Origin of the sequence: Anaerospora hongkongensis, assembly GCF_004339805.1 — a bacterium.
GTDB classification, from domain to species: domain Bacteria; phylum Bacillota; class Negativicutes; order Sporomusales; family DSM-15969; genus Anaerospora; species Anaerospora hongkongensis.
Map to the genome: position 1 here is coordinate 21,340 of NZ_SLUI01000009.1, position 26,755 is coordinate 48,094.

General features: G+C 43.0%; 29 protein-coding genes. 21 read left to right on the forward strand and 8 right to left on the reverse strand.

What is annotated here, in order from left to right; all coding sequences use genetic code 11:
• The first annotated feature begins 17 nt into the window (after window positions 1-17).
• From rfbA to EV210_RS13840, 7 genes are all read left to right on the forward strand, one after another.
• A complete protein-coding gene (gene rfbA / locus EV210_RS13810; RefSeq protein WP_132081657.1) occupies window positions 18-893 on the forward strand; it encodes a glucose-1-phosphate thymidylyltransferase RfbA in 876 nt (291 codons plus the stop codon).
• A 61-nt stretch (window positions 894-954) separates the two neighbouring features.
• Complete coding sequence (gene rfbC / locus EV210_RS13815) at window positions 955-1,506, forward strand: dTDP-4-dehydrorhamnose 3,5-epimerase (RefSeq protein WP_132081660.1); 552 nt, start codon at window positions 955-957, stop codon at window positions 1,504-1,506.
• A 15-nt stretch (window positions 1,507-1,521) separates the two neighbouring features.
• Window positions 1,522-2,349 carry a dTDP-4-dehydrorhamnose reductase gene (gene rfbD / locus EV210_RS13820; RefSeq protein WP_132081663.1) on the forward strand — a complete coding sequence of 276 codons (828 nt, stop codon included), beginning with the start codon at window positions 1,522-1,524 and terminating at the stop codon, window positions 2,347-2,349.
• Between the two features lie 93 nt (window positions 2,350-2,442).
• Window positions 2,443-3,360: a UTP--glucose-1-phosphate uridylyltransferase GalU gene (gene galU, locus EV210_RS13825; RefSeq protein ID WP_424218042.1), complete on the forward strand. Its 918-nt coding sequence runs from the start codon at window positions 2,443-2,445 to the stop codon at window positions 3,358-3,360.
• 149 nt (window positions 3,361-3,509) lie between these two features.
• Window positions 3,510-4,892, forward strand: coding sequence for a mannose-1-phosphate guanylyltransferase/mannose-6-phosphate isomerase (locus tag EV210_RS13830; protein WP_132081666.1), 1,383 nt, complete (start codon window positions 3,510-3,512; stop codon window positions 4,890-4,892).
• A gap of 60 nt (window positions 4,893-4,952) precedes the next feature.
• The gene (locus EV210_RS13835) at window positions 4,953-6,926 is read left to right on the forward strand and encodes an LTA synthase family protein (RefSeq protein WP_243650554.1); all 1,974 of its coding nucleotides are present in this window, start codon (window positions 4,953-4,955) and stop codon (window positions 6,924-6,926) included.
• Between the two features lie 84 nt (window positions 6,927-7,010).
• A complete protein-coding gene (locus EV210_RS13840) occupies window positions 7,011-7,949 on the forward strand; it encodes a glycosyltransferase family 17 protein (RefSeq protein ID WP_132081669.1) in 939 nt (312 codons plus the stop codon).
• Window positions 7,950-8,036: 87 nt separating this feature from the next.
• On the opposite strand, the gene EV210_RS13845 is transcribed toward EV210_RS13840, so the two are convergent.
• On the reverse strand, window positions 8,037-8,513 hold the full coding sequence (locus tag EV210_RS13845; RefSeq protein ID WP_132081672.1) for a CatB-related O-acetyltransferase: 477 nt from the start codon (window positions 8,511-8,513) through the stop codon (window positions 8,037-8,039).
• Window positions 8,514-8,739: 226 nt separating this feature from the next.
• Here EV210_RS13845 and EV210_RS13850 point away from each other — a divergent pair, with 226 nt between their 5' ends.
• The gene (locus EV210_RS13850) at window positions 8,740-9,705 is read left to right on the forward strand and encodes a glycosyltransferase family 2 protein (protein ID WP_132081675.1); all 966 of its coding nucleotides are present in this window, start codon (window positions 8,740-8,742) and stop codon (window positions 9,703-9,705) included.
• A gap of 52 nt (window positions 9,706-9,757) precedes the next feature.
• On the forward strand, window positions 9,758-10,681 hold the full coding sequence (locus EV210_RS13855; RefSeq protein WP_132081678.1) for a glycosyltransferase: 924 nt from the start codon (window positions 9,758-9,760) through the stop codon (window positions 10,679-10,681).
• Between the two features lie 23 nt (window positions 10,682-10,704).
• Here the strand turns inward: EV210_RS13855 and pelF are convergent, their stop codons facing one another.
• Together pelF and EV210_RS13865 are read right to left on the reverse strand one after the other, a co-directional pair.
• On the reverse strand, window positions 10,705-11,793 hold the full coding sequence (gene pelF, locus EV210_RS13860) for a GT4 family glycosyltransferase PelF (protein WP_132081681.1): 1,089 nt from the start codon (window positions 11,791-11,793) through the stop codon (window positions 10,705-10,707).
• Between the two features lie 37 nt (window positions 11,794-11,830).
• Window positions 11,831-12,847 (reverse strand): glycosyltransferase family 9 protein, encoded by a 1,017-nt coding sequence (locus EV210_RS13865; protein WP_132081684.1) that lies wholly within the window; start codon window positions 12,845-12,847, stop codon window positions 11,831-11,833.
• A 43-nt stretch (window positions 12,848-12,890) separates the two neighbouring features.
• Between EV210_RS13865 and EV210_RS23465 the strand changes: the two genes are divergently transcribed.
• Window positions 12,891-12,971 (forward strand): DUF1496 domain-containing protein, encoded by an 81-nt coding sequence (locus EV210_RS23465; protein WP_424218044.1) that lies wholly within the window; start codon window positions 12,891-12,893, stop codon window positions 12,969-12,971.
• Between the two features lie 4 nt (window positions 12,972-12,975).
• Here EV210_RS23465 and EV210_RS13875 read toward each other — a convergent pair whose 3' ends face one another.
• Complete coding sequence (locus EV210_RS13875; protein ID WP_132081687.1) at window positions 12,976-13,767, reverse strand: lipopolysaccharide kinase InaA family protein; 792 nt, start codon at window positions 13,765-13,767, stop codon at window positions 12,976-12,978.
• Between the two features lie 201 nt (window positions 13,768-13,968).
• Here EV210_RS13875 and EV210_RS13880 point away from each other — a divergent pair, with 201 nt between their 5' ends.
• Window positions 13,969-15,339: a phosphohexomutase domain-containing protein gene (locus EV210_RS13880; protein WP_207900738.1), complete on the forward strand. Its 1,371-nt coding sequence runs from the start codon at window positions 13,969-13,971 to the stop codon at window positions 15,337-15,339.
• Between the two features lie 46 nt (window positions 15,340-15,385).
• Window positions 15,386-16,375, forward strand: a complete 990-nt coding sequence (gene galE / locus EV210_RS13885; RefSeq protein ID WP_132081691.1) for a UDP-glucose 4-epimerase GalE — start codon at window positions 15,386-15,388, stop codon at window positions 16,373-16,375.
• Between the two features lie 44 nt (window positions 16,376-16,419).
• Here galE and EV210_RS13890 read toward each other — a convergent pair whose 3' ends face one another.
• From EV210_RS13890 to EV210_RS13900, 3 genes are all read right to left on the reverse strand, one after another.
• The gene (locus EV210_RS13890; RefSeq protein WP_132081694.1) at window positions 16,420-17,025 is read right to left on the reverse strand and encodes a hypothetical protein; all 606 of its coding nucleotides are present in this window, start codon (window positions 17,023-17,025) and stop codon (window positions 16,420-16,422) included.
• 50 nt (window positions 17,026-17,075) lie between these two features.
• Window positions 17,076-17,705, reverse strand: coding sequence for a hypothetical protein (locus tag EV210_RS13895; RefSeq protein WP_132081697.1), 630 nt, complete (start codon window positions 17,703-17,705; stop codon window positions 17,076-17,078).
• Window positions 17,706-17,817: 112 nt separating this feature from the next.
• The gene (locus tag EV210_RS13900; protein ID WP_132081700.1) at window positions 17,818-18,570 is read right to left on the reverse strand and encodes a YdcF family protein; all 753 of its coding nucleotides are present in this window, start codon (window positions 18,568-18,570) and stop codon (window positions 17,818-17,820) included.
• A gap of 135 nt (window positions 18,571-18,705) precedes the next feature.
• Between EV210_RS13900 and EV210_RS13905 the strand changes: the two genes are divergently transcribed.
• The 6 genes from EV210_RS13905 (at window position 18,706) to EV210_RS13930 (ending at window position 24,499) form a co-directional block, all read left to right on the forward strand.
• On the forward strand, window positions 18,706-20,157 hold the full coding sequence (locus tag EV210_RS13905) for a glucose-6-phosphate isomerase (RefSeq protein ID WP_132081703.1): 1,452 nt from the start codon (window positions 18,706-18,708) through the stop codon (window positions 20,155-20,157).
• Between the two features lie 21 nt (window positions 20,158-20,178).
• Window positions 20,179-21,375 (forward strand): hypothetical protein, encoded by a 1,197-nt coding sequence (locus EV210_RS13910; RefSeq protein ID WP_207900739.1) that lies wholly within the window; start codon window positions 20,179-20,181, stop codon window positions 21,373-21,375.
• Window positions 21,376-21,474: 99 nt separating this feature from the next.
• On the forward strand, window positions 21,475-21,981 hold the full coding sequence (locus tag EV210_RS13915; protein WP_132081710.1) for a hypothetical protein: 507 nt from the start codon (window positions 21,475-21,477) through the stop codon (window positions 21,979-21,981).
• Window positions 21,978-23,273, forward strand: coding sequence for a type II secretion system protein GspD (locus tag EV210_RS13920; protein ID WP_243650555.1), 1,296 nt, complete (start codon window positions 21,978-21,980; stop codon window positions 23,271-23,273). Before EV210_RS13915 ends, EV210_RS13920 begins: the two co-directional genes overlap by 4 nt.
• Window positions 23,274-23,295: 22 nt before the next feature.
• Window positions 23,296-23,970 (forward strand): response regulator, encoded by a 675-nt coding sequence (locus EV210_RS13925; protein ID WP_132081713.1) that lies wholly within the window; start codon window positions 23,296-23,298, stop codon window positions 23,968-23,970.
• Between the two features lie 61 nt (window positions 23,971-24,031).
• Window positions 24,032-24,499 carry a glycosyltransferase family 2 protein gene (locus EV210_RS13930; RefSeq protein ID WP_243650556.1) on the forward strand — a complete coding sequence of 156 codons (468 nt, stop codon included), beginning with the start codon at window positions 24,032-24,034 and terminating at the stop codon, window positions 24,497-24,499.
• On the opposite strand, the gene EV210_RS13935 is transcribed toward EV210_RS13930, so the two are convergent.
• Entirely contained in the window at window positions 24,486-25,055 is a 570-nt protein-coding gene (locus EV210_RS13935) for a hypothetical protein (protein WP_132081716.1), read from the reverse strand. The genes EV210_RS13930 and EV210_RS13935 overlap by 14 nt on opposite strands.
• Window positions 25,056-25,178: 123 nt before the next feature.
• Between EV210_RS13935 and EV210_RS22675 the strand changes: the two genes are divergently transcribed.
• The 3 genes from EV210_RS22675 to EV210_RS13945 all read left to right on the forward strand — a co-directional run bounded on the left by EV210_RS22675 (window position 25,179) and on the right by EV210_RS13945 (window position 26,648).
• Entirely contained in the window at window positions 25,179-25,343 is a 165-nt protein-coding gene (locus tag EV210_RS22675; protein WP_165898903.1) for a hypothetical protein, read from the forward strand.
• A 105-nt stretch (window positions 25,344-25,448) separates the two neighbouring features.
• Window positions 25,449-25,790 (forward strand): demethoxyubiquinone hydroxylase family protein, encoded by a 342-nt coding sequence (locus tag EV210_RS13940; protein ID WP_132081719.1) that lies wholly within the window; start codon window positions 25,449-25,451, stop codon window positions 25,788-25,790.
• Window positions 25,791-25,811: 21 nt separating this feature from the next.
• Window positions 25,812-26,648 carry a family 1 encapsulin nanocompartment shell protein gene (locus EV210_RS13945; protein ID WP_132081722.1) on the forward strand — a complete coding sequence of 279 codons (837 nt, stop codon included), beginning with the start codon at window positions 25,812-25,814 and terminating at the stop codon, window positions 26,646-26,648.
• Window positions 26,649-26,755: the final 107 nt, after the last annotated feature.

The following is a 26,755-nucleotide window of genomic DNA, read 5'->3' on the forward strand; positions in this document are numbered from 1 at the left end:
AGTGGGAGTAAAGTATAATGGCGATAAAAAAAGGAATTATCTTAGCGGGAGGTTCCGGTACTCGGCTATATCCGATTACCAAGGCTGTCAGCAAACAACTGATGCCGGTCTATGATAAACCGATGATTTACTACCCGTTAACGACGTTAATGCTGGCTGGTATTCAGGACATCCTAATCATCACCACCCCTCAGGAGCAGGCTTGTTTTCAGCAACTGCTAGGTACCGGCAACCAGTGGGGCATTAATTTGTCCTATGCTATTCAACCTAGCCCCGATGGCCTGGCTCAGGCATTTTTAATTGGTGAGAATTTTATTGCCGGAGAGGGCTGCGCCTTAGTTTTAGGCGATAATATCTTCTATGGCTACGGCTTTAGTGAAAAACTGATAACAGCTGCGAATAATGCGCAGGGTTCGACTGTTTTTGCCTATTGGGTAAAAGATCCTGAACGGTATGGCGTAGTAGGGTTTGATTCAGATGGACAGGCTGTCAGCCTGGAGGAAAAGCCAAAGCAGCCCAAATCCCATTATGCGGTTACCGGCCTGTATTTTTATGACAATCAGGTAGTTGAATTAGCAAAGACGATTAAACCCTCCGCCAGAGGGGAGTTGGAAATTACCGACCTAAACCGGTTGTATTTGGAACAGCAGAACTTACGTGTAGAAACATTGGGCCGAGGTTATGCCTGGCTGGATACGGGAACGCATGATTCTCTGCTTCAGGCCTCCAACTACATCGCGACCATCCAGGAACGGCAAGGCCTGATGGTGGCCTGCCCCGAAGAAATTGCCTACCATAAAGGGTATATTTCCCGCAATGATTTGCTGGCTATGGGCAATGCAATGAGTAAAAATGAGTATGGGCAATACCTGTTGCAACTAGCCAGAGAATGATAGAATGTAGGGATCCCCTTGCAGAAGGGGCCCTTTTTATATTCGCAAGGAGTGAGCGTAAATGAATGTAATCGAAACAAACCTGCCTGGTGTGATTATTATTGAGCCCAAAGTTTTTGGTGATACCCGGGGTTATTTCTTCGAAACCTGGCAACAGGCTCGCTATGAAGCGATTGGTATAAAAGAGAAATTTGTTCAGGATAATGTGTCTTTTTCAGCGCGCGGAGTGCTTAGGGGGCTCCATTATCAGAAGCCTAACACACAGGGAAAACTGGTTTCTGTATTGCAGGGAGAAGTCTTTGATGTGGCGGTGGATATTCGTGTTGGTTCACCGAATTTTGGCCAGTGGACAGGAGTGTTATTATCAGGGGAGAACCACCGGCAGTTGTGGGTACCGCCAGGTTTTGCTCATGGTTTCTGCGTGACAAGTGAAACTGCTTATTTTAGCTATAAATGTACTGATGTATATGCACCGCAGGCAGAAGGCGGTATTATCTGGAATGATCCTGATATTGATATTGAGTGGCCATTAGTGGATGTAGTTCTGTCGGATAAGGATAAGGTATATACGAAGCTGAAAGAGTTGGCTGCCGACAAGCTGCCCCAATATTAGACTAGGAGAGATAAGATGAGAATTGTAGTAACCGGTGCGAACGGTCAACTAGGCAAAGAGATTGCCAAACAAGGTTCCAGTCATGAACTGATTTTAACTGATTATGATACACTTAATATTACCGATAGTTCTGCAGTAGCGGCGTTTATGAAAGCAATAAAACCGGAAGCGGTCATTCATTGTGCTGCCTATACCAACGTAGATGGCGCAGAAGCCGATCATGATGGTGCTTTTCGTGTCAATGTGGTAGGATCACAGAATATAGCCGCAGGTTGCCTGGAAGCAGGAGCCAGGCTGGTATATGTAAGTACCGACTACGTTTTTGATGGTCAAAAACAACAGCCCTACCGGGAATTTGATTCTGTAAATCCCCAAAGTGTATATGGCATCACTAAGTGGCAGGGCGAGGAAATTGTAAGGCAGATCCTAGGCCGTCACTACATTATTCGCACAGCCTGGTTATATGGCGAGGGTAACAATTTTGTCCGTACAATGATGAGTCTAGCCGAGAAAAACAATACGCTTCGAGTGGTCAATGATCAGATTGGTACGCCGACATCAACAGTTGACTTAACCAAAAGTATATTTGCCTTATTAGCAAGTGACGCATATGGTACCTACCATGGAACCTGCCAGGGGCAATGCTCCTGGTATGAGTTTGCCTGCGAAATTTTTCGCCAGACGGGTAAACGAGTCGAAGTATTGCCTGTTACGACTAGCGAATTTCCGCGGCCTGCGAAGCGGCCGGCTCATTCAGTGCTGGATAATTACATGTTGCGTATGACGATTGGTGATCCTATGCGTAATTGGAAGTCAGCTCTTGAAGAGTACCTGCTTAGGTAGACATGGGACTGGCAAGTATTGTCTTTGCAGGAATTACATATATGAAATAGAATAGAAACGTAATGGTAATCAGAGAAGAGGCAGGTGCGTATTGTGGTCCAGAAGAAGATTCGTAAGGCGGTTATTCCGGCTGCTGGATTAGGAACTCGTTTTCTCCCGGCGACGAAAGCTCAACCTAAGGAAATGCTTCCCATAGTCGATAAACCGGCTATTCAATATATTGTGGAAGAAGCTGTTATGTCTGGTATTGAAGAGATCCTCATTATAACCGGCCGCAATAAAAAGTCGATCGAAGATCACTTTGATTGTGCTTTTGAGTTGGAACATACGTTGAAAAATCAGGGGAAATATGATTTACTCGGTTTAGTGCAAGAAATTTCGAATGTTACGATTCATTATGTCCGGCAAAAAGAGGCAAAAGGACTTGGACATGCCGTGTTATGTGCCAAGCAGTTTGTAGGCAATGAACCCTTCGCGGTATTATTGGGTGATGACATTATTGATGCCCAGGTGCCTTGCCTGAAGCAGATGATGGATGTATACGGCGATTGTCCTGGTACTATTTTAGGTGTCCAAGAGGTACCTCTGAATAAGGTCTCAAGCTATGGTATTGTCAAACCATTACCAGTCAGAAATAATATTTGGAAGGCTGTTGACCTGATAGAAAAGCCGTCAGTGGAAGAAGCTCCGTCCCGGTTAGCGATATTGGGGCGGTACATTATTCAACCGGAAATTTTTGATTTGCTCGAAGATACTGCCCCTGGCAGAGGTGGCGAAATCCAACTGACTGATGCTCTTCGGCGACTTGCTGCTATAAAGCCGGTGTACGCCTATAACTTCTGGGGCCGTCGTTACGATGTAGGTGATAAACAGGGCTATCTGGAAGCTACTGTTGAGTTTGCCCTTAAACGTCCTGAGTTGCGAGAGGACTTTCTAAAATATCTAGTGAATAATATTGGACCATTGTTGGTAAGCAATCAAGAAGCAGCTGCAGGCAGGGTAAAAGAATAGCTAAAATCCTCATCTTGCAACAAGATGAGGATTTTTTTATTGAAAGAGGGGTTCTGGCGAATCATGTTGAAAATAAATTGTATAGTATAGCGCGATATAATAAAGTAATTACTAAATAGGATAAAAATAACTGTGAGGAGAAGTGCTGCATGAAGATTGTAATCTTAGCCGGCGGTGGTGGGACCCGCCTTTTTCCATTGTCCCGTCAGGGATATCCTAAACAGTTTTTGAAAATCGGAAATGAAGCCTCCCTATTAGCACAAACAGTTCAGCGCTTTCTACCGGTAGCAGCGGCAACGGATTTGCTGATTGTAACAAATAAAGAATATCTCCACCATGTCCAGGCAGAGCTGAAAACATGCGGTGTTGAAGGTGCTCATATTATCCTCGAACCGGTTGCCAGAAATACCGCACCGGCAATTGCGCTGGCGACACGCTATTGTATAGATAAGTTAGGTGTCACTGAAAATGAAGTTATGTTTGTTACACCTGCAGATCATATCATTCGACCGGTAGTAGACTTCTGCAAGGCCGTACGTTTAGCCTCTAGCATGGCAGAAGCAGGCAAGATCGTTACCTTTGGTATCACACCAGATAAGCCGGAAACTGGCTATGGCTATATTCAGGCAGGAACGCCCTGGAGAGATGGTTTTGTAGTGGATTCCTTCCGCGAGAAGCCGGATACGGAAACTGCTGAGGAATATGTTAGTGCAGGGAATTATTATTGGAACTCTGGTATGTTTGGCTTTACCCTTGCTTCCCTTCAGGAAGAACTAACTGCTTTTGCACCGGAGATTGCAGTTTTATCTTCTCATCCCTTTGAGTGTGTTATTGAAAATTTTGCTGATATGCCGAATATTTCTATCGACTATGCAATCGCCGAAAAATCACAAAAGGTAGTTACTATCCCTCTCACAACATATTGGAATGATATCGGATCATGGGATGCCATCTATGACGTATTGGAGAAAGATGAGAATGGCAATGCCCTTGAAGGCGATTGTTTATTGGTTGATTCGACTAACTCACTCGTTTTGGGACGAAGCCGCCTCATTGCCGGTATAGGTTTGGAAGATTTGTTGGTAGTAGAAACAGATGATGTCATTTTAGTTGCGAAAAAAGGCGAATCTCAAAAGGTAAAGGATCTTGTTACTGAACTAAAAAAGCGGGGACGTACTGAAGCGGAAGTGCCAACCACCGTGCATCGCCCTTGGGGAAGCTATACGGTACTTGGGGAAGGTCCCGGCTACAAAATGAAGAAAATCGTTGTTGCTCCAGAAGGACGGCTTAGCCTGCAAATGCACTACCATCGCAGTGAGCACTGGATTGTCACGGGAGGATCAGCCAGAGTAACAATTGGTGAAGAGGAAAAAATGGTGCATGAAAATGAAAGCGTTTTTATTCCCATGTCTACGAAGCATCGTTTAGAGAATCCGGGTAGGATTCCGCTGGAGATTATTGAAGTACAAAATGGTAAGTATTTAGAAGAAGATGATATTGTTCGTTTTGATGATATCTATGGGCGGATATAGTCTGTACTATGTGTTGACTTGACGAGTGAAAGCGTAAGTGAGTTTAACGGGGTGACTAAAGTGTCCAAATGGGAGCAGTTTTACAAAAATATACAGCAGGATATGAAGTTATTCTTATTTGTACTTGCTACTATTTGTTTATTTCGGGGTAGCTTTATTGCGTTTTTACATAATTATTTAGGAGTAGATACTACCGGTAAAGATGTTGGTTTAGCTTTATATTATGGGACGAGATTAAGTCTGAAAAGTGCCGGTATAATAGCACTATTGTCATTCGTATTCTGCACCTTATTAAACATTTTTGTCAGATCGCCAAAAGTGCAAAATTCGAGATTTATTTTAGGATGTATTTACTTATCGGTTCTTAGCATACTTTTTCAAATAAGAATCCCTTACTATGAACAATTTCATATGGCTTTTAGTATTTTTATTTTTAATGCTTTTCGTGATGATGCAGTTGCATTATTTTATACTTTATGGCAACAATATCACCTTGCGATCCGTCTAGTAGTGGCCTTTCTAACTGCCTTTTTATTGTGCATGCTTCTTAAAAAGACTTTGGCAACAAGTACTTATACGTTGCCGCAGTTTTCGAAGAGCTATCATAAGAATATCTTTAGGACGAGCTTGGTAACCGGTATTTGTTTGTTTATGGTATTTATTCGTTTTGGTGGCAGTTTAACATATGGAAGCGGTATAAGCTGGGAAAGCGCGTCAAAGAGCAAAGATGAGTTTTTAAATGAGGCAATTTTGGATGACGTGCAAGCTTTATATAGGGCGTATAGTATTAATGCTAAGTTAAAAAGCGGTAAAGATTTAAATATCTCCAAAGAGCAAATTATCCAGTATGGAAATTACTTAGCAGGTCACTCAGTAGAAACTTCTAATATTGAAGAATTTTTAAAAAAAGAAGCTCAAGGAGCCCTGATAAATAAGCCGCAGCATATCTTTCTTATTGTCGGTGAAAGTTATGCACAGTGGTCATTGTTACCTCAATACAAAGATCTGAATCTTGCAAACGGCATGAAACATATTATTGCTCAGGATAATTCAGCGTATGTTCAGACCTTTTTACCTGCTAGTTCATCTACAATGCCTGCAGTGAGTTCCATTGTTACGGGATTCCCTGAAATCAATTTATCTCCTAATTACCAGGCTGAATCTTACAAGGTACCTTACGCAACATCTATAGCGGCCCAAATGAAAAAATTGGGTTATAAGACGTTTTTCTGGTATGGCGGCTTTAGCTCGTGGCAGCGCCTGGAGGATTTTACACTAGCGCAAGGTTTTGACAAGTTTTATGGTTGCAGTGATTTACCCAATCAGGCAGGGAATGCGTGGGGAAGTGAAGATAAATACTTTCTGAAGGCTATTCCGGAAGTATTTGAAGACAATCAACCATCTTTTCATGTGATACTTACCACATCTAATCATCCTCCTTATACGATAAATCTGAAAGGTGAAGCATTTGATCCCTCCATTGTTAGTAGCGGTCTGCCTGATAATTTAAAGATGGATGAAGAATGGATTACAAAACTTGGACATTTCTGGTATGCAGATAAAGTCCTGACTGAATTTATCCAAATGATGTATAATAAATATCCAGACAGTTTATTTGTTATTACCGGAGACCATGGAGACAGGGTTAATCTGGAGACCAATCCTGCTTTATATGAGAGATATGCCGTTCCATTAGTTTTTTATGGACAGGGAGTAACAAAAGAAATGCTGCCTAAAAAAACAGCAGGCAGCCATATTGATATTGGGGCAACTTTAATTGAATTAATTGCACCTAAGGGTTTTGAGTATTACTCTGTAGGAGAGAGTTTAACAACAGGTAAGACATTGGGAACAAATGACCAGTTATGGATCACGCCGGATTATATTGGGAGAATAGAAAGTGGCACTGCTGAAGCTTTGAGTTGGGCACAGCCCAATGGCGTGCCGCTGAGCGCAGAGGTAATAAGACAAGAAGCAGATGCTAAACGTGGATTATCATGGTGGAGAATTGCTCATGGAAAAATTATAGATTAAGTGTGCGCTTATTTTAGCTTTTAGCCTTCTCTTGCCATTATCAGTGGTATGAGGTAAACTGACAGGTGTGTAAAAATTATAGATATGAATATAGCTTTATCTAAAAAATATGGGATGGTGATTATTATTAAGATATATGATTGCTTTACATTTTTTAATGAATTTGAACTGCTAGAGTTACGATTAAATTTGTTAAATAATGTTGTGGATTATTTTGTCTTAGTCGAGTCAAATAAGACTTTTAAAAATGAGAATAAAGAATATTATTTCGAAAAAAATCAAGATAAATTTAAAGATTATCTCGACAAAATAATTCATATAAAAGTTAATGATATGCCTGATTATGATCCAGATGATGAATGGAGGCTGGAGGTATATCAGCGTAATTGCATAATGAGAGGATTAAATAATACTTCTCCTGATGATATAGTGCTAATATCCGATGTTGATGAAATACCAAAGCCTAATATATTGGAATTATTAAATAAGAATAAAAGCGATATAATATTTGCTAGTCGTAATAGGGTGCAACACAATATTGTTCAAGTAATAAAATTCCTACCAGACAGTTTGTTTAAAAGTCATGGAATAAAGTTATTAGATAGAACTCCTCTTGCTTTAGAGCAAGATTTGTTTTATTATTTTGTAAATTGTCGTTCTAAAGGTAAATGGAGTGGGACTGTTATTACCAAGGCTAAGAATCTCTCCACTCCGCAGCAATTACGACATAGAAGAAGTAAATTTCCCCGCATTAAAAATAGTGGCTGGCATTTCTCTTATCTAGGGGGTGTCAATAAGATAGTACTTAAACTAAATTCAATAATAACAGAAACAAATGTAGATGCTTATTCGGGAGAATATATAAATAATTGCATAGCTAATGGATTAGATATTTACGGACGCGAAGGAAGCGAATTCGAGTATGAATTTATAGACATAGATGAGGTTGAACCTGCTCAGATGCAAGATTTAGTACAGAAATATTCGTATCTATATTTTGACTATCAAAAAAGAGAGGATTAATCCTCTCTTTTGAATACTTAAGAAAAACCCCTATTTATGGATGAAAATCTTCTTGTTCAAAAAAATCTTTTGAATTAATTAGTAGATCTAGTCTATATTGTTACGAATTTGTGTATCTGACCAATTCCACCATTTTATATTATTTAATTTTTTTATTTTTTCATCGTTAAATCGATATTTAATAACTTTAGCTGGAACTCCCACTGCTATTGCATAATCTGGTATGTCTTTATTAATAACGGCACCTGCACCTATTACTGCACCATTTCCGATTTTGACACCAGGAAGTATAGTAACATCTCGGCCTATCCATACATCGTGCCCGATCTTTAGCTTTTTTATAATTTCAAGTTCTGTTCTATCTTCTTCTAGCATGCCAAATTGTTTTAAATATATGATTGGATGAGTGGTAATGCATTTTAGTGGGTGGTTACTTCTAGCGAGGCTAACATTTTCTGCAATGGAACAAAATGCACCAATACTTTCAATGTTTTCTGCATTCTCGCAATATCCTTCGAATCCATAAGTGTACTTTTCAACAGGTACATTGCAATAACGGTGCATAAATATCTTGCAAGGTTATTCTTTGCTCCGTATTTTCTTCTTGATACCTTTCGTAAATACTTGGGTATTTTGCGATTTCCTTTCGTTAGAAATAGTATCTTACAAATAATTTAAATAAATTCTATAGTGCAAAAAAATATCCTGCTAGTTATATATAATGTAAATTAAAGGCACAAAAGTTGTATTTGCGATTTTACTAAGACGAAGAATAAAAGAGGAGTCAACTATGAATAATAACTTTGTATCTATAATTATTCCGGCATATAATGTAGGACAATTCATTAGTGAAACTCTTGAATCTATTCAAAGGCAGACCTTTGATAATTGGGAAGCAATTATTGTTGACGATGGTTCTACTGATAATACGATAGAGGTTGTTAAGAATTTTACTCAGAATGACAAGCGGTTTCGATTGATCTGTCAACCCAACGGGGGTGTTTCAAACGCCAGAAATACCGGTTTGCTTGCTGCGTCAGGAACATACCTGTCTTTTCTTGATGGTGATGATATGTGGAAGCCTACCTTTTTAGCAGAATTGCTTAGTACATTTCAAGATAATAATATTAACATGGCCTATTGCGGTTATACACATCTCTATGCTAGTGGATTCAGGCGAAAGTTTAGTTATCCATATGTAAATGGTAATATTCTACTTCCTGTTATTCAAGGCGAAACGCAAGTTCATATTGGAGCGATTCTGGTAAAAAAAGAAGTTATCGATAAAATTGGATTGCTTTTTACTGATGGTTGCTCTGTTGGAGAGGATCAAGAATTTCTCTGGAAGCTAGTTTCAGTAGTGCTAGTTCAGAATGTATCCAAAGAATTAATGATTTATCGTATTCGAACCGGATCAGCTATAACTGCGAAATGGAATTGGCAAAAGCATATTCAGGCTTTTTATGGTTTTGAGAGAGCTATGCGCTATATTTTATCTCAGCCCAGTAATGACTGTGATAAAGAATACTTAAGCAAGGTGTTACATAGACGAGTTGCTTATAAGTTATTTAAGATTGTATGGCGAATGATTAAGAACGGATATGTTGTGGAGGCTATGCATCTAATGGACAATAGAGAATATAGTATCTATCTTAATTCATTAGATCCAACTCATTTGAGATTGATGGACAAGCTTAAATATCAAATCACATTTACTAGAAGTAAAAGATGGTGGAAACTAGCCCAATTATTATAGTTCATTCAAACTTTGTCTGAAATATATAAATGTAGTGTGGGGGTGGGAAAAAATGCATAAGGTTGCAATTGTAATATTAAATTATTTAAATTATAAAGATACCATTGAATGTGTTGAAAGCATTATCATTGATAAATATCAAAATAAAGAAATTGTTATCGTAGATAATGGATCCCCTAATGAGTCTCGGGTGAAGCTTCAAGAAAGATTTCATACTAATAATGGAATTCACCTACTAATACATGATAAGAATGATGGATTTGCCAGAGGAAATAATATTGGTATCCGATATGCTACCGATGTTCTAAAATGTGAATTTGTATTAGTTGTTAATAATGACACTATTTTCAAAGATCCAGAGATGATAACTAGTCTGATGGCGGCTTATAAACCAGGTATTGGCGTTTTAGGGCCAAGAATCGTTGGTTCAGATGGAAAAGAACAAAATCCGCTAAGAGAATTTGAAACAGCAAAGAGCAAATTGCGACAAAATTTATATTATAGAAGAAAGATTGCCAACCTAAAACTAAATTCAAAGTTAAATTTTAGTTTTAAACAAAGTAAGTGGTATCAAGGTCTAAAAGAAATAAATTTCCTTAAAAAGAAGAAAAAAGAAAGACAAGAAATTTTACGCAGAAGTTTGGTTTCTTCAAGCAAAACTTCTAAAAGTTTGGTATTGCATGGAGCATGCTTCCTTTTAACCTCAGACTATTTTAAATATTATCCATTCCTCTTTCCTTGTACTTTTTTATACTATGAAGAAGATATTCTTACTATGTTGACTCGTAAAGTCGATCTGTTAAAGAGCTTTATTAATACCACCTATATTTATCATAAGGAACAGCAAAGCAGTAATATAAGCTTTGCTAAAGATAAGAGTGGAAAGACGAAGCATCATATTGCCAGTATAGAGAAAGCTAAAGAAATATATCCACTAGACTATGAAACAATAAAAAAGATGTATTTTAGACTATAGTCTAAAATACATCTTTTTTATTACTAAATATTATCTAATGCTTCAGAGTAGACAGCGAGAGTACTGAGAGTCATCTTTTTAATGGTAAAACTCTCGACTCTGTTCAATCCATTAGCTCTAAACTGATTTGCAAGGTCAGGGTCTGATAAAATTGTTATAACGGCTTCAGCCATTTTTGATGGATCTTCAGGAGGGATAAGCAATCCAGTCTCTCCATCAGTAATAATTTCTGTTGTTCCGCCAGTGTTAGTTGCTACAACAGGGATTCCTGCAGCAAGAGCTTCGACTGTTACCAGGCCAAATGGTTCCTCCAGGGAGGCTAAGACAAATACATCTAAATCTTTCATTATCTCAGGTACGTTATCGCACATACCCAGAAAGATTACGGTGTTATTTATGCGTTTTAATTTTTCAATATAGTCCTTATCATCACAGGCACCGGCAACTACAAAAACAGTATCAGGAACCTTGGAAGATATATCTGAAATACTGCGAAAAAAGGTATCTTGTCCTTTAATAGGAGTAATACGTCCAATCATGCCAATGATCTTCGTTGTTTCTGAGACTGCTAGTTTTTTTCTCAGCACTCCCGGCTTTGCGGTCTTGAATCTTTCTATATCTATTCCATTATAAATAGTAGTTATTTTTTCAGATGGAAAACTGGTAAGCGATTTTCTCACTGCCTGAGAGACAGCTATTACTTTATCTACTTTTTGATAGGCCCAGCGATGGAACATGCTGTTTTTTAAAGGGCATTGTATATGCCTGGTGATTACTATTCGGATTTTTGGGTAGAAGAACTTAGTCCAAACTGCTAGCCAATAATCTCTTCCTGTATGTGCGTGAATAATTTCTATCGAATGTGCTTCGCAATATTTAGCCAATTCACGGGCACTCTTAAGGTCGATAGCTCCGCTAAATGGTTGATTGATAACAGGAATATGAGCTTCTCGGGCATTCTTGTCTATGAAAGTTCCTGGACGGCATGCCAAAGTTACATTAATCCCCAGTTTCATTAGTTCATTGCAGAGCAATACTACATGAACTTCGCCGCCAGCCCAAATCTTCATAGAGCTTATTTGCATTATTTTTGTCGGCATACTTTGCTTCATAATGCCCCCCACGGTAGTAAGATTGGTTACTCATTTATTAGTACTTTACAGCAGTAACCTCATTCATTGCTGTCCTTGTAGCTTCTATCATTTGGTCAATGCTGATACTCTCTATAGAAAGTCCTGTTTGTGGTCTAACAGTCCATTCTGGATGCCGATAAGGACCGACTAGTTGATAATTGGTGGGACCAACGGCCATAACCGTTCGTTTCCCTGCTGCCAAAGCGGCATGCATAAGTCCGGTATCACCGCCTACTACTACGGAAGACAGTGATGTTAAACCAACAGATGTAACAAAGTCTGCTTGTCCTGCGGCGACAGGGAATCGGGTCGCTATAGCAGTGAGTTTTTCACGTTCTGCAGGTCCTCCACCAAAAACTACTTGTATATCCTGACTTTTCCAGTACTCTGCGAGGCTGATATAGCGTTCTAATGGCCAAATTTTACCAGCGATGCCATCTCCGGTGAAAGGCTGTATAAATACGGTTGATTTTTGAAGAGATAGGCCCCAGGTATTAAAGAGCGCTTTGGCTTTATCCAAGTTCGACTGAGGAATAACATAGTGATTTTTTACTGGAAAGGACTTTAATCCCCCCAACTCAAGCAGTTTAAGATGTTGATCGATAAGATGAACGTCTTGTAATTGTCTTACGTGACTAGTGGTATAAAACAACTGGCGTATGGGCTTTCTTGCTTTAATTAACCCCCAGCGGTGTTTAATTCCAGTCAACCACAAGAAAAGAGCCTGTTCCCCATGCCCGGCAAAATCAGTAACTAGTTGGTAGTTATCTTTTTTGATTGTTTGGAACAGATCAATACTCATTTTGCCAAGGTCTAGTACACTTTTAGATGACAGGACATTATCCTTAATAAGGATTACTTTATCAAGACCTGGAAATCCATCCAAGACGTTGGAATATCTATCCTTAACTAAAAAGCTGATTTTGCTATTGGGAAAATTAGCCTTGAGCATGTAATAGGCGGGAAGCGTAAAGATAATATCCCCTATGGCACCACGGCGTATCATTAAAATATTTTCTATTTCATCCGGCATTTAGCTAGCCCCCTTTTGACTTAGCACAAAGATATAGATTTATATATATTGCTACTTCTTAAGAAAATATAGCATTGGTGGAATAGTAAAGCAAGATAAATTCTATTTAGATTGTGCAAAGTAGGACATTAATTTTTAAATAAACGCGAGATAATAAATCGTAAATCAGGCTCTTTGAGAGTATTGCATCTTTTACAAAATTCCTGTATAAATAAGTTGGTTTCAAGCTCATTAGCGGCAAAAGTGGCAAATCTGCTGCTTAATCTGGATAAGTTTTTTACTAATAATAATCTTTTAGGCAAAAAGGGAAGAGAATACATATTATCAATATCTATTAATTGAATTTGAATATCTTCTTTAGTAGATGACACTATTAGATTATCTAGTCCAGGATCTAAATGTACGAATTTATAATTTATTAAATTACTCCATAGTAAAGCTATTTTCTTTATTATTTTCTTTCTTAATTCTAGATCGTTAATATTATCATTACTAAATAAATATGTATATAAATCGACACCGGGAACTTCTTTTGTTACAAAAATGCTTTCACTAAAAAACATATTTTTACTTCTGGTTAGGGCTAAAACAGGTTCAGCAACGGCGAAATGTGCATTGCTTAAGCTAATAGCCGTTTTGAAACAGCGGACAGCTTCTATAGGCCTAAATAAATTCTTAATGATCTTAGAAATGCTGCGAAAGGCATAACTCTTCATATAATAGACCTCATTATTAAAATTAAACCTATAGACCTTAGCTTTTGTTTCTTGAACTAATTCAAATCGACTGCTTTCCGCGGAATAATGTTGATTAGTCCACTTAAAATTAATAATTTCTTGGGCAAGGCTATAAGGTAAGCTATCCTTATAGTATATTTTAATTTCGGAATTATAATTCTTCATAAGTAGTCTTGAGTTCATAGAGGGTTCCTTTCGTAAAAAAATTACAGTTTTTGTATAGCGTATTTCCAAATGACTTATCAGTCATTTGGAAATTAAAGGTTACTTGGAGGAGATTTAGGTGCGGTACAGAATAGTAATGATTATTTTGTGGATACTTTGCACAAATGTAAGTTCTTCTTTTCAATTAAATGCGATGAGATGACTAAAGGAGTGGGTGCTATGACCAGCCTTAAAAGAAGCGCTTTCAAGGCTTATGATATCCGTGGTAAGGTACCGTATGAGTTGAATGAGGAATTAGTCTACAACATTGGCCGGGCCTATATTGAATTATTAGGGGCCAAACAAGTCGTTGTTGGGCGGGATGTTCGTTTGTCCAGTGCGGATTTAGCGGCAGCATTAACTCGTGGAATAACTGACTCCGGTTGCGATGTAGTGGATATCGGCTTGTGCGGTACAGAGCAGGTCTATTTTTCTACTTTTCATTTGGAAACTGATGGTGGTATTATGATTACTGCCAGCCATAACCCGATGGACTATAATGGTCTGAAGCTGGTGAAGGCAGGGGCAAAGCCAATTAGTGGCGATACAGGATTAAGGGATATTGAGGAAATGGCGGTAACTGGTAGTTTTTCACAGAAGCTACCTGAGGAAAAGGGTAGTGTCACCTCTGTCAGCATTTTGGATGAGTATATTCGACATTTGCTAAGCTATTTAGACGCTTCACAATTGAAGCCGTTAAAGATCGTTGTTAATGCCGGTAATGGCTGTGCTGGTCCGGTTATTCAGGCGCTGGAAAGGTATTTGCCCTTCGAGTTAATAAAAATATACACTGACCCTGATGGCACTTTTCCCCACGGCATACCTAATCCGCTTCTGCCTGAGAACCGGGAAGCAACGGCGGCGGTTGTACGTGAAATAGGGGCAGATCTGGGGATAGCCTGGGATGGAGATTTTGACCGGTGCTTCCTGTTCGATGAAAAGGGAAGATTTGTTGAAGGCTACTATATTGTCGGCCTTCTTGCTCAGGCTTTTTTAACCAGGCAGCCGGGAGCCAAAATTATCTATGATCCCCGTTTGACCTGGAATACGATTGAAATTGTTGAACAGTTTGGCGGCATCCCCGTTCAAAGCAAGACTGGCCATGCCTTTATTAAAGAGCGCATGCGCAAAGAGGACGCAGTATACGGTGGGGAGATGTCGGCTCATCATTATTTCCGGGATTTTGCTTACTGTGACAGCGGCATGATTCCCTGGCTGTTAGTGACGGCTGTAATGAGTGCAACCGGGAAATCTTTATCGGTATTATTGAATGAGCGTATGGCGAGCTTTCCTTGTAGTGGTGAAATTAACCGCACGGTAGTAGATTCCAATCAGGTACTTCAACAGGTAGAGGAGAAATTTGTAACTGCTGAAGCCCGTATTGACCGGACTGATGGGCTGGGGGTAGAATATGACACTTGGCGCTTTAATCTTCGCACGTCGAATACAGAACCAGTGATTCGGTTAAATGTGGAATCCCGGGGCGATGAAGCACTTATGCAGGCTAAGACCGAAGAATTATTAAGCTTAATTGATGAAATTGGAAAATAAAAGGTGTTTGAGACAGGAGAATTATCATTATAGGGAGAAGCTTTTAATGAATATTTTAGTAACTGGCGGAGCCGGCTATATCGGCAGCCATACTGTTTATAAACTAATTGAACTAGGACATACGGTGACTGTTTATGACAATTTATCGAAGGGCCATGCTGCAGCAGTCCCGGAACAGGCTGCATTGGTAGTTGGTGATATACGCGATAGCCTATTATTGAGTAGAACACTTAAAGATAATAGTATTCAGGCGGTTATTCATTTTGCTGCCGATAGCTTGGTTGGGGAATCCATGCAGCAGCCTATAAAGTATTATCAAAACAATGTAGCGGCGACATTGGCTCTATTAGAGACGATGCTGGAGTGCAATGTGATGAAAATTGTTTTTTCCTCAACTGCAGCCGTATATGGTGAGCCTAATCATTGGCCTATTACCGAAGATATGCCTACGCAGCCTACGAATGTGTATGGCCGGACTAAGCTGGTGATTGAAGGAATGCTTGCTGACTTTGCTCGTGCTTATGAACTATCGTATGTATCGCTGCGTTATTTTAACGCTGCCGGAGCGTTAGCAGACGGCTCAATAGGTGAAGATCACAATCCCGAGTCACATCTTATTCCACTCGTTCTGAAAACCGCATTGGGTCAGAGACAGGCAATCGATATTTATGGCGCTGATTATCCGACTGCTGATGGTACCTGCATTCGGGATTACATCCATGTAGTAGATTTAGCAATGGCTCATGTTCTTGCTGTATCACATCTGCTGTCAGGCGGCAGCTCCCGGGTATATAATTTGGGTTCTGAGCAAGGATTTAGTGTGCGTGAAGTAATCAATCAGGCTAAAGCTATTACTGGGATCGATTTTAATGTGCGGGAGATTGCGCGGAGATCAGGTGATCCTGCTGTACTCGTGGCATCTTCTGAGAAAATACGCACAGAACTCGGCTGGATGCCGCGCTATAGTAATTTAGACAGTATTATCAAGGACGCCTGGATTTGGCATAGAGGACATCCGGAAGGGTATAAAGCTTAAGTATGTTGCCGCATCACTTTGTGATGCGGCAATATTCAATTTGCTTACATATACTTTTTCAGCGACAAAGCTTTTTTTACACAATAGGCTGTCAAAATTAGTCCTAGATAAGCGATGCACTCATCAAATTCCTCCATAACAGGCAGGTGCAGCTTCTTTTCACCGAATCCGGCAACTGCCAGAGCCAGGATGGAGATTGCCAGCTCGCTTATAGGAAAGCGTTTTTCTTTTAGCAGTTTATAAGGGACTTTATATAAGCCGTACTTGATGACAGCGAATAACCACACAACTATGATAACTGCGAGCGTGGGATTAACAATTGCCCCATAAGGAAGCTGAGCGAGTGAGACGAAAGAAGGACCATTGACTGCATCAAAGCCATTAGGATAAAATACCCGGCCCCAACTCAGCTCTCTGCCGATCATGAGCAGCCATAGTGGAGAAGTACAGAACAGAAAACATGCACTTTCAGGATAACCGTTTGACCTGGCATCATGCCACCATTTACAGTTCAGCACTAATCCTACAGCCAAAATTACCACCTGCAGCCACTCAAGAAAGCTATTCTCCCAACCCCATGAAATCGGCAAATAGGGACTGATGAAATAAGAGAGTAATACACCAGTCAGTAAAATCCATTTAATAGGCATATATGTGACCTCATTTCTAAACAAGCGTAATATTGACTAGTCAGTCGACTTTAGAGAAAACGACTGGGTAATATGATCGTGTTGCGTGCTTGCAATGCCACTTTTACGCGATATGCCGTAAGAATGAGGGAAAGATAGGCAGCGCATTCCACGAGTTCTTCCATAGCAGCGTTGTGCAGGTGTTTTTCTGCCACATAAGCGACCACAAAGGAGAAAATTACCAGGATAAATTCTCCAGTGGGGAAGCGGCCCTGCCGGTAAAGGTCACAGGGAAATGCATACAGCCTGTACTTAATAACGGCATATAACCAGGCTAGGATAATGATGGCAATTACCGGATAAACCAATTTTCCGTAAGGAAGCTGTGCTACAGAGATAAAGTAGGGGCCATTGACAGGATCTAGGCCAGCAGGGAAGAATACCCGTCCCCAGCTGAGTTCACGTCCGATCATCAGCAGCCAGAGCGGTACTGCCCAGGCGAAGAAACGGGCATGATGAAATTGTCTGGATGAGCTTGCTTCCTGCCACCAGCAGCCGGTCAACAGTGCTCCTACAGCTAATATTACTACCTGTGACCATTCGAGAGGGCCATTCTCCCAGCCCCAAGTGAGGGGCAGATAAGAGCTGATATAATAGGAAAGAATAACGAGTACGAGTAGAGGATATTTAAGTAGATGCACGTTTGCGACTCCTTTCTTCTGAAGATAACCTGAAAATAATCTGAAAATCACAATACCTAATTCTATCACTAACTGCTTTATCCGACAAGCACAGTCGGAATGGATATCTAAGTTAATACCATCTAATTGCGGCAATGCCCAGATACTCTTTAATTGAAAGGGCAATATTTGTAAGGGCTCCGCTAGACGGAACGAAATCAAACCATGATACTAGGCTGTGAACGTTAGCCTGATAGTCAGTTGGCCAGGGGAGTACCTTGATGCCGGTCTTTTGAAACTGGAGCACTGCACGGGGCATATGAAAAGCCGAGGTGACCAGTATTGGTTGGCTATAGCCATGGGTATCAAGCAGTTTTTTGCTGTATTCAGCATTTTGTGTGGTATTGAGGCTTTGGTTTTCGATAATAATTTTGTCATCAGGAATGCCAAGGCCCAGCAGAATAGTCCGGGATATTTCCGCTTCCGTACCGGTCGTCTCCAGCACTTTGCCGCCTGATACTAGAATAGGAAGCTTATACTTATGATAGAGCTGGGCAGCAGTGAGCAGACGGTTAGCTGCAGAGCCACTGAGATGGCCGTGTCCGTCGAGATTGGGCGTATCCATCGTTGCACCGCCGCCTAACAGGACGATTACATCGCCGCTAAAAGCAGCAGGAGGTGAATAGCGGGACTCCAGAGAGCGGATAACTGGATCGGCAACAGCCGGAATGGTACACAGGTAAAAAAGAGCAGTGATGACGCACAGTATGGCAGCGCTTTCTCTCTGGCGGCGGTAAAGCTTTGTGACAAGGGCAAGCAGCAGGACAAGAAATAGTCCCGGCGGAACGAAAAATGTACTATAGATCACTTTTAGGACATAGAGCATACAGTCACCTGCTTCTATAATGTATTGATTGAATTTTACTACCGGGAGGAAGGGTTTTCCAGCCTACAAGGCAAATACTGTAGAAAAGTGAAGTAGGGTACTAATCTAAGTAGAGAATGATAGGAGCGTGCAACTATGTCAGTCCTAACACTTTCTTCCGGCTTTACCTTCGATTACACTAACCTGTACGGCGATGGCAAAGTAACTGCTAAGGATCTTGCCGCGGCCGCGGGGCAATTGCGTGAGGCGCATCAGTCTGTCATGCAGATGCGGTCAACGGGTATTGTAAAGGGCCATCTTTCCAAGGACGGACAACCGGAAAAGGTCTTGTTTACCCAGCTGCCTTATATCCAAGAGGGGCATATTAATTCGCCTGAGGGTATTGAGCGCTTACAACAGTTTGGCGGATCATTGCGTTACAAGGTAGATACAGTCGTTTCCTTCGGAATTGGTGGTTCTTTTTTAGGTAACAAGGTCTTATTTGATATACACTGCGGTGATTTTTATAATTTTAAATCAGCAGAAGAACGACAGGGCTACCCTAAGCTGTATTTCAGCGGCAATAATCTCGACCCGCGGCGTACCGATGAATTGATCGGACATATATGCCGGGAGGCAGAGTTAAAGCAAGGTGAACCATACCGGGTAACCCTTATTGTTATTTCAAAGTCCGGCTCAACCTTGGAAACGATGGCTACCTTTATGGTTGCCTATGAGCGCCTAAAACAAACGCCTAACCTTGAAGTAACTGTTGTTGCAGTGACTGATCCGGCTGAAGGAACAAACGAGACACTGCTTCATAAGCTCGCGAGAGAGCAAGGCTGGCCGATGTTCAGTGTAGCGGACGGAGTGGGTGGCCGGTTTAGCATTTTTTCCGAAGTTGGGCTGATTACCGCAGCCTGCATTGGCTTTGATATTGACGAATTTTTAGCTGGAGCCCAGGCAATGGACAAAGCGTGCCAGACGGATGACTTTAGGCACAACCCGGCACTTTTAACGGCAGCGCTCAAATATCTCGGTGCCGAAAAGTATGGCCGGGATATCGAAATATTTATGCCCTATGGAGACTATCTGAAATCGGTATCCGAGTGGTATATTCAGCTGCTGGCCGAATCCCTTGGCAAACGGGTGAATCGTGACGGGCAGGAGGTTTTCTACGGGCGGACCCCCGTTGCTGCCGTAGGTACTACTGATATGCATGCTCAGACCCAGCAGCACCAGGATGGTAAGCGCAATAAAATTGTCCAGTTTATCCGTGTTTTAGAGTGGGATACAGATCCCGTTATTCCCGACCTATTTCCCAATACTGCTAAATTAGCCGAGATCGCCGGGATCAGCTTAAGTCAGGGAATGGAAGCTGCGCGGCAGGCCAATGCCCAGGCCTTAGCGGGCGATTGCCGCTTCAATGCGACTTTTACACTGCCGAAGTTAAATGCCTATCACCTTGGCGAACTGCTGTATTTGCTTGCTTTGTCGGTCGCCTATGAAGGCGAACTGGCCAATGTGGATGCTTTCGACCAGCCTGGTGTTGAGACGTATAAACGCATTCTGGGGCCAAATCTGCAAAAGCTGAAAAATAAGAAATAGAAGATGGAGCGAATGGGTATCATGACATTACGAATTTTAGCGACAACAATTGCCGCATTATTGCTTAGCAGCTCGGCAGCTTTTGCCGAACATGCTTTTGAACAAAAAACGGGCTGGCTTTTTCCCACTATTGGAGCTGGCAGGGGCAACTGGGAAGCCAGCGTAGGATTGTTTATATGGTCCGATGAATTCAAGGCCCGTAACTTTCAGCTGCGTTCTGAAGTGGATTTAGGTCCGGGGCTCCGGCTGCACAGTATCGTTCGCACCAATCGTGAACAGGATACATTAAAAGGTTTTTCACCGATTTTGGATGAAGGCTATGTGGAAGGCTTCGGCTTTAAAGAGAGTAAAAACGGCACGTTAAGTGCCAGTCTGCGCATCGGTAATGTCAGGTATCTGCACTTTCCTTATCCCGATTCTATCGCTGTTTTTGACCAGGTGCCAGGCATCTCTGATTTAAAAGGCGGCGCCAGAACCGGCTACAGCGGTGAGCTGCTAACCCTGGATTATAAACACAAGACAGGGTTAGGGCTTCATGCCACCGGGATTAACTGGGATTTTGACCGCGACGGTGGCGCGCAGATGATCGAGAATTATGTATATTACCAGCAGGACTTCGGTGCCGTCCATTTTGAAACTCATGTAGGCGGCCTGGCTTTGCGCCCCGAGCCCCTGGGGCGCAAAGCTACCGGATTTAATACCTTCCTGGGGACCAAAGTAGGCAAATACCAGGTGGGTGTATTATATGAGAAATTGAAGAACCAAACGGCGTATACAGGCCTAATGGTTACCTTCCCGCAAAATTACGTCACGCGCACCATGGGTAAGGTAGCCTTTGATTATGACCGCAGCCCGGAAGGTTTTGCGATGCAAATTCCGCTGGCTTCTGGAAAAATTGGTGCCCGTATTGCCAAGAAAGCACCGGTGAACGGTATTTTAGTGGGTGAGGTCAAGGCCGAACGCTTACGGACGTATTGGCAAAATGGCCAGGCTCGTAACTATTATGAGCATATTCTGAGTTCCTGGGGCGAAGAGAATAAGTCAGAGCTAGTCATGGTTGTGGAAGAGTCGCCCTGGTATCTCCAGTCGGAGTCGCTGGTCAGTCCGCACACGAATGTGGGCAGCTGGAGTGCGATTAAAGAGTGGGAAAAGGATCGCCAGGGACCTGCCCAGTTAAGTCAGTCTGTGACCTACCGTTTTTACCGGTTGAAAGAATAAACTGAAAATATTCTGCGCGAATCCTGTCAACTATTGACAGGATTTCGTGTTGTTATGTAGAAGTGATAGAAAGTTATTTCTACCATGGGATGTGCGGTTATGGAGTTACCATTGCTTTTCCGGAGAATAACACGTAAGCAGCTCGTTGCAGTACTGCTGATCTCCAGCGGTGTCTTGCTGGGCGTTATCTACTATGATGATGCACCTGAGACAGTCTATGCCCCAGCGGTAGTGGAGGGCAAACCGTCAGCAAAGAGTATACCTCCCCCGGGCAGAATGCCAATTGGTTTTGAGCCGGGGCGGACGCTGCGCGATCCGTTTGCACTGCCCGGCCAGTTTGCGTCGGTGCAGCCAGCTGGTGATCAAGCCTTGCCTACGGCCGCTCTCACTATGCCTGCAGGTAAGGCTGCTACTATTAAACTGCCTGTTTTAGTGGGTGTAGTCGGTGCCGGTGAGCAGTGGGCTGCCATTATCCGGCTTGGGGACGAAAGCCGTTCGTACCAATTGCATGAATATGCCGGCAGCTACCAGGTGGTAGCGATTACTATCGATTCGGCGACCGTGGCTGGGCCGGCAGGTGTAGTGGTATTGAGGGTAGGCAGGTGAGAAAAGTGAATGGCATCAAACAGTTGTTTTTCGTTATGCTGTTTTGTTTTGTCTGTATTATTTCACAAGCTGAGGCAGCGCCGCTGGTCAATATGACGGTGACGAATGCAGAGGTGCGGGATGTTTTAACTGCGCTGGCCAGTGTCGGCCAAGTCAGTATTGTTGCCGACGACTCAGTAACCGGGAAGATCACGATTCAGCTGCGGCAGGTTTCCTTTGAAACAGCTCTGACATTGGTCACGAAAACAAAGGGGCTGGCCTACCAGCAAGTTGGCGGGGTTATTGTCGTAGCCGCTGTCGATAAGCTGACGCAAAATTTTGGTACAACCCACATTATTAAGCTGAATTACGCTGCCGCCGAAGATGTGAAAAAGAGCTTGGCGCTTATTATTCCGGATAATCGCTTGAAAGTGGATACGGCGACAAACTCACTGGTTTTTCTCGGTTCACCCGAAGAAACGGCCCAAATTCGCGCAGCACTAAAGGACCTCGATATTCCTTTTCAGCAGGTCAGCTTAGAAGCCCAGGTAGTAGCTGTTAATAAAGCGGCAAGCAAAGATTTAGGCATTGACTGGAACTGGCAGTCTGCTCCGCAGACGGCTACGTATGAGCGCGATAACTGGAGGGAGCAAAAAGTACTCACCGATGAAAATGGCAATACGGTCTATGGCGATGACGGCAAACCAGCTTACGTTGATATTCAGCACCGTGACTGGAAGGTTACCCGGCCGGGTGATCACGGCGTCATTCAATTTGGCCGAAGTCCAAGCGGCTGGCCCTATGAATTTTATTATCAGGCCAAAATCAGCGCTCTTATCTCCAGCGGCAATGCCAAAATTCTGGCAAAGCCCAAAATAACCGCCATTAATGGCAAAGAAGCGAAAATACTTATCGGTGACCGTATTCCGGTACTCCTGGAGAAAACCGAGAACGGAAAAACAACATCGACCATTGAATATATTGATGCAGGTATCAAACTGAACTATACACCCCGGATTAACGCGGATGGGTATATCACGGCCAGTGTGCATACCGAGGTAAGCACGCCCACCCTCGTACCAGAGATGAAGGCGTACCGGGTTACGACGCGTGAGGCCGGGACTGAGGTGCGCATGAAAGACGGCGAGACAATGGTTATTGGCGGCCTGATCGGCAGTGAAGAATCAGGCGGCAAAAACAAGGTGCCTTTTTTCAGTGATTTTCCCATTTTGGGCAAGTTATTTCAGAGTACTCATACAGCAAAGAGTGAAACAGAAGTAGTCATATTTTTAACGGCCCAAATTGTTAAATAGTGGTAAGGAGAGGAACGCATTCATGTCGATTCGCATATTGATAGCTGATGATCATGCCCTGCTGAGGCAGGGGATCAAAAACGTACTTAGTCTAGAAGCAGACCTGGAAGTAATCGGCGAAGCGGCGGATGGAGAAGAAGCAGTGCGCAAAGCGGTAGAGCTTAAGCCTGACATTATCCTCCTGGATATTAATATGCCCCGCGGTAACGGTCTGGAGGTAACGAAGCGGCTGAGTGCGGCACAACCGGATGTCAAGTGCGTAGTATTAACGATACATGATGATGAAAATTATGTTTTTGAAGTCATCAAGGCCGGTGCGGTCGGCTATCTGCTCAAAGATGTGGAGCCGAGTATGCTGATTAAAGCGATCCGGGCGATTTCCGAAGGAGAGTCGTTTATTTATCCGACTCTTGCCAGAAAGCTGTTCAGTGAAGTAAGCCGCCGCGATACGGAACGGCGTCATGAGTCGGTGGATATGATCAGACGGCGTAAAGAAGAGCGCCTTACTTACCGGGAAGTGGAAGTGCTGCAGCTGGTAGCCAAAGGCCTCAGCAATCAGGAAATGGCCCAGCGGCTGTTCCTAAGTGAAAAAACCGTTAAAAACCATTTGACTAATATTTTCCGGAAGATTAATGTTACTGACCGGACACAGGCCGTGCTGTACGCCATCAAACAGAAAATTGTCTCGCTTGACTAAATCACCAAAACGAACGCGATGAATATACTATCCTATCCCGAAAAAAAGGGGGTAGGATAGTTTGTCTTATACGATGAGTGTTGTGTTGGTATCTCTGGCGCTATATGGTTTATGGACGTTAATGCGCGACATCTGGCAATGGTTTCTCGAACCCCGTCTCATTAAGCCGCCAGGCTGCAGTTTTCTAATTTTTGTCCGGGACCAGCAAGAGGAAATTGAAGAACTCATCCGGTATCTCATCTATGAACTGGAATTAACCGAGGTCGAATGTGATGCAGTAGTGGTTGACTGCGGCTCCAGTGATCTTACTCCGCATATTTTGGAACGTTTGGCAGCACACAGCCCGGTTATTCATACTGTCAGTCTTAATGAGCCATCCCGATCTGTCAGTAAATTGCTGCCGCTGTGCCGCGGCAATATTGTCCATATTTTGGATATGACGACCCGTCTGACCAGCCGGGAGTTTATGATCAGTGTCTGCGCCCTGCTGAGCAATGATAACAAAGAAATCCGTATTAAGAATGTTTGAGAGCTAACAGCTCCCGGAAGACTTCGGCCAGTTTGTGGGCGATGGTGAAAAGCTCCGGTGAATAGACGACCTCTGCTTCCTGTACCTGAGCGTAAGGGGGCGTACAGGCTGTTAGCCGGGCCAATTGTAGATAGCGGCGTATTGTAGCCGGCGTCCACAAGGCAGTAATGCTGTGGCCGCCGGTTAATGTCAGCGTCGTATGGACAGGGTGGCCTTGGCAGGGAGCTATGGCATTTACGGCATAGTAATTGCAATAACCGGTGCAGGTGTCACCGGTTATGCGGGGCGTGCGAACTTTCACCGGGATGAGCAGTAAGCCTGGCGCCAGCGGCAGGGGCTGCAAAATGGAGCGTTGTGTCTTTACTGCCGTAATATGCCGTAAGGCAGCTAAATCGGTTGCCCGGCTGCGGGCTAAGCGGTGCAATACTGCTCGCGAACGAACCGGCAGGGAGAGTGTAGAGCCGCTGGTGGTCAGCAGTCTGGTGCAGTCTCCGTTTTCGGTGTAGCAGGGAACAAGAGCAGCAATATCCTGAGGAATGGGCAGTGGCTGCTGCACATAAAAGACCTCCTTTACAGAACGAATGTTTGGAATTATCTTAACAAAGGACAAGCTGGCGAGTCAAGCGTATAATTTACCCCTTTGCTGCTTATACTCCAAGCAATGACAGGAGGCGAAAACATGAAAGACAAGCAGCCGGATAATACGGAAAGAGGATTTAAGTGCAGCCGCTGCGGCGGAATGTTCGGTGATCATGGTGAACAGGTTGTTCACTGCCCTTTTTGCGCGATGATTTGTGATGAAGCCAAGTGCCGGGTTATTGAGACAAGCAACGAAGATTACTAGCAGGAAAAATTCATTCTCCGGCAGGAAATAAGCGGATCAGAGCGAAATATGCAGATTAGGTAATCAATACCAATTGGTAATAGTTTTGTATAGGAGGTAATTTCTATGTCTTATGGAAAACCGGAGTCCGGCGCTATGCAGGCCAGTCCGTTAGGTCAGCTGCTTATAATGCTGCGGGAAGATCTCATGGGAGAGCTTCAGGCCATTAATCAGTATCAGGCGCATATTGACAACATTGAAGAAGCGGAAATCAAAGAATTGTTGGAGCATATCCGGGATGATGAAAAAGAACATGTCGCTGAGTTGACTCACCTCATCTCACGGGTGGATGCCATTCAACGGGAGAAATTCCTCAATGATCATACGGCAGCTCCTGCGGAGCGGGTCAGTGCTGGTAAGGATGAGTCCCAGGTACTGACTGTCGGTAATTTATTTGGTAAAAAGTAAGAGTAAGAGGAGGGAATTTGTATGGACTTTTTGGATAGAAAAGCTGCACCGCTAACAGATGCTGAATGGCTGCGCCTCGATGAGGCTGTCGTATCAACTGCCAGCCGGACGCTGATCGGCCGTCGTGTAGTTGAAGTCCTGGGACCACTGGGGTCCGGCGTATACAGCATACCCTATTCCATCTTCAGTGGTAAATCTCCCGCAGGCATTGACATGGTGGGAGAAACGGACGAGTATGTTGTGGAGGCAACGAAACGGGCAACCGTTAATCTGCCGATATTGTATAAAGATTTTAAAATTATGTGGCGTGATGTGGAAGCTGACCGTCATCTCGGTTTGCCGCTGGATGTCAGCACGGCAGCCGTTGCCGCCAACTTCGTGGCTGTTCAGGAAGATGATCTGATTTTTAACGGCAACGAAGAACTGGGGCATCACGGCCTGTTCACTGTGAAAGGCCGTCAGACGGTAGCAATCAGCAACTGGGAGGAGTGCGGCAGTGCTTTGGCTGATGTGGTTAAAGCGGTGAGTGCGTTAAGCCAGGCCGGCCACTATGGTCCGTACTCCATGGTAGTCAGTCCGGTGCTGTATGGCAAGATGGTGCGTGTTTTCGGCAATACCGGTATGCTTGAACTGGATCAGGTAAAAGCACTGGTTAGCGGCGGCGTCTATTATTCCAATGTAATCAGCGGCAACAAAGCGGTGATTGTGGCTACAGGCTCGCAGAATATTAATTTGGCTATTGGCCAGGATATGGTCACTTCCTATATGGGCCCTGCCAATATGAATCATGTATTCCGCGTCATGGAAACAGCAGCGCTTCTGGTTCGCCGGGCAGATGCCATCTGTACCATTGAGTAATCCTTACTCAACAAATTAAGCAGCTTTTGTCAGACTCTGCTCACAGGCAGAGTCTGATTTTACGTAAGTCATCAAGAGGGTTAAGTAAGAAAATCGGGAGTAAAAAG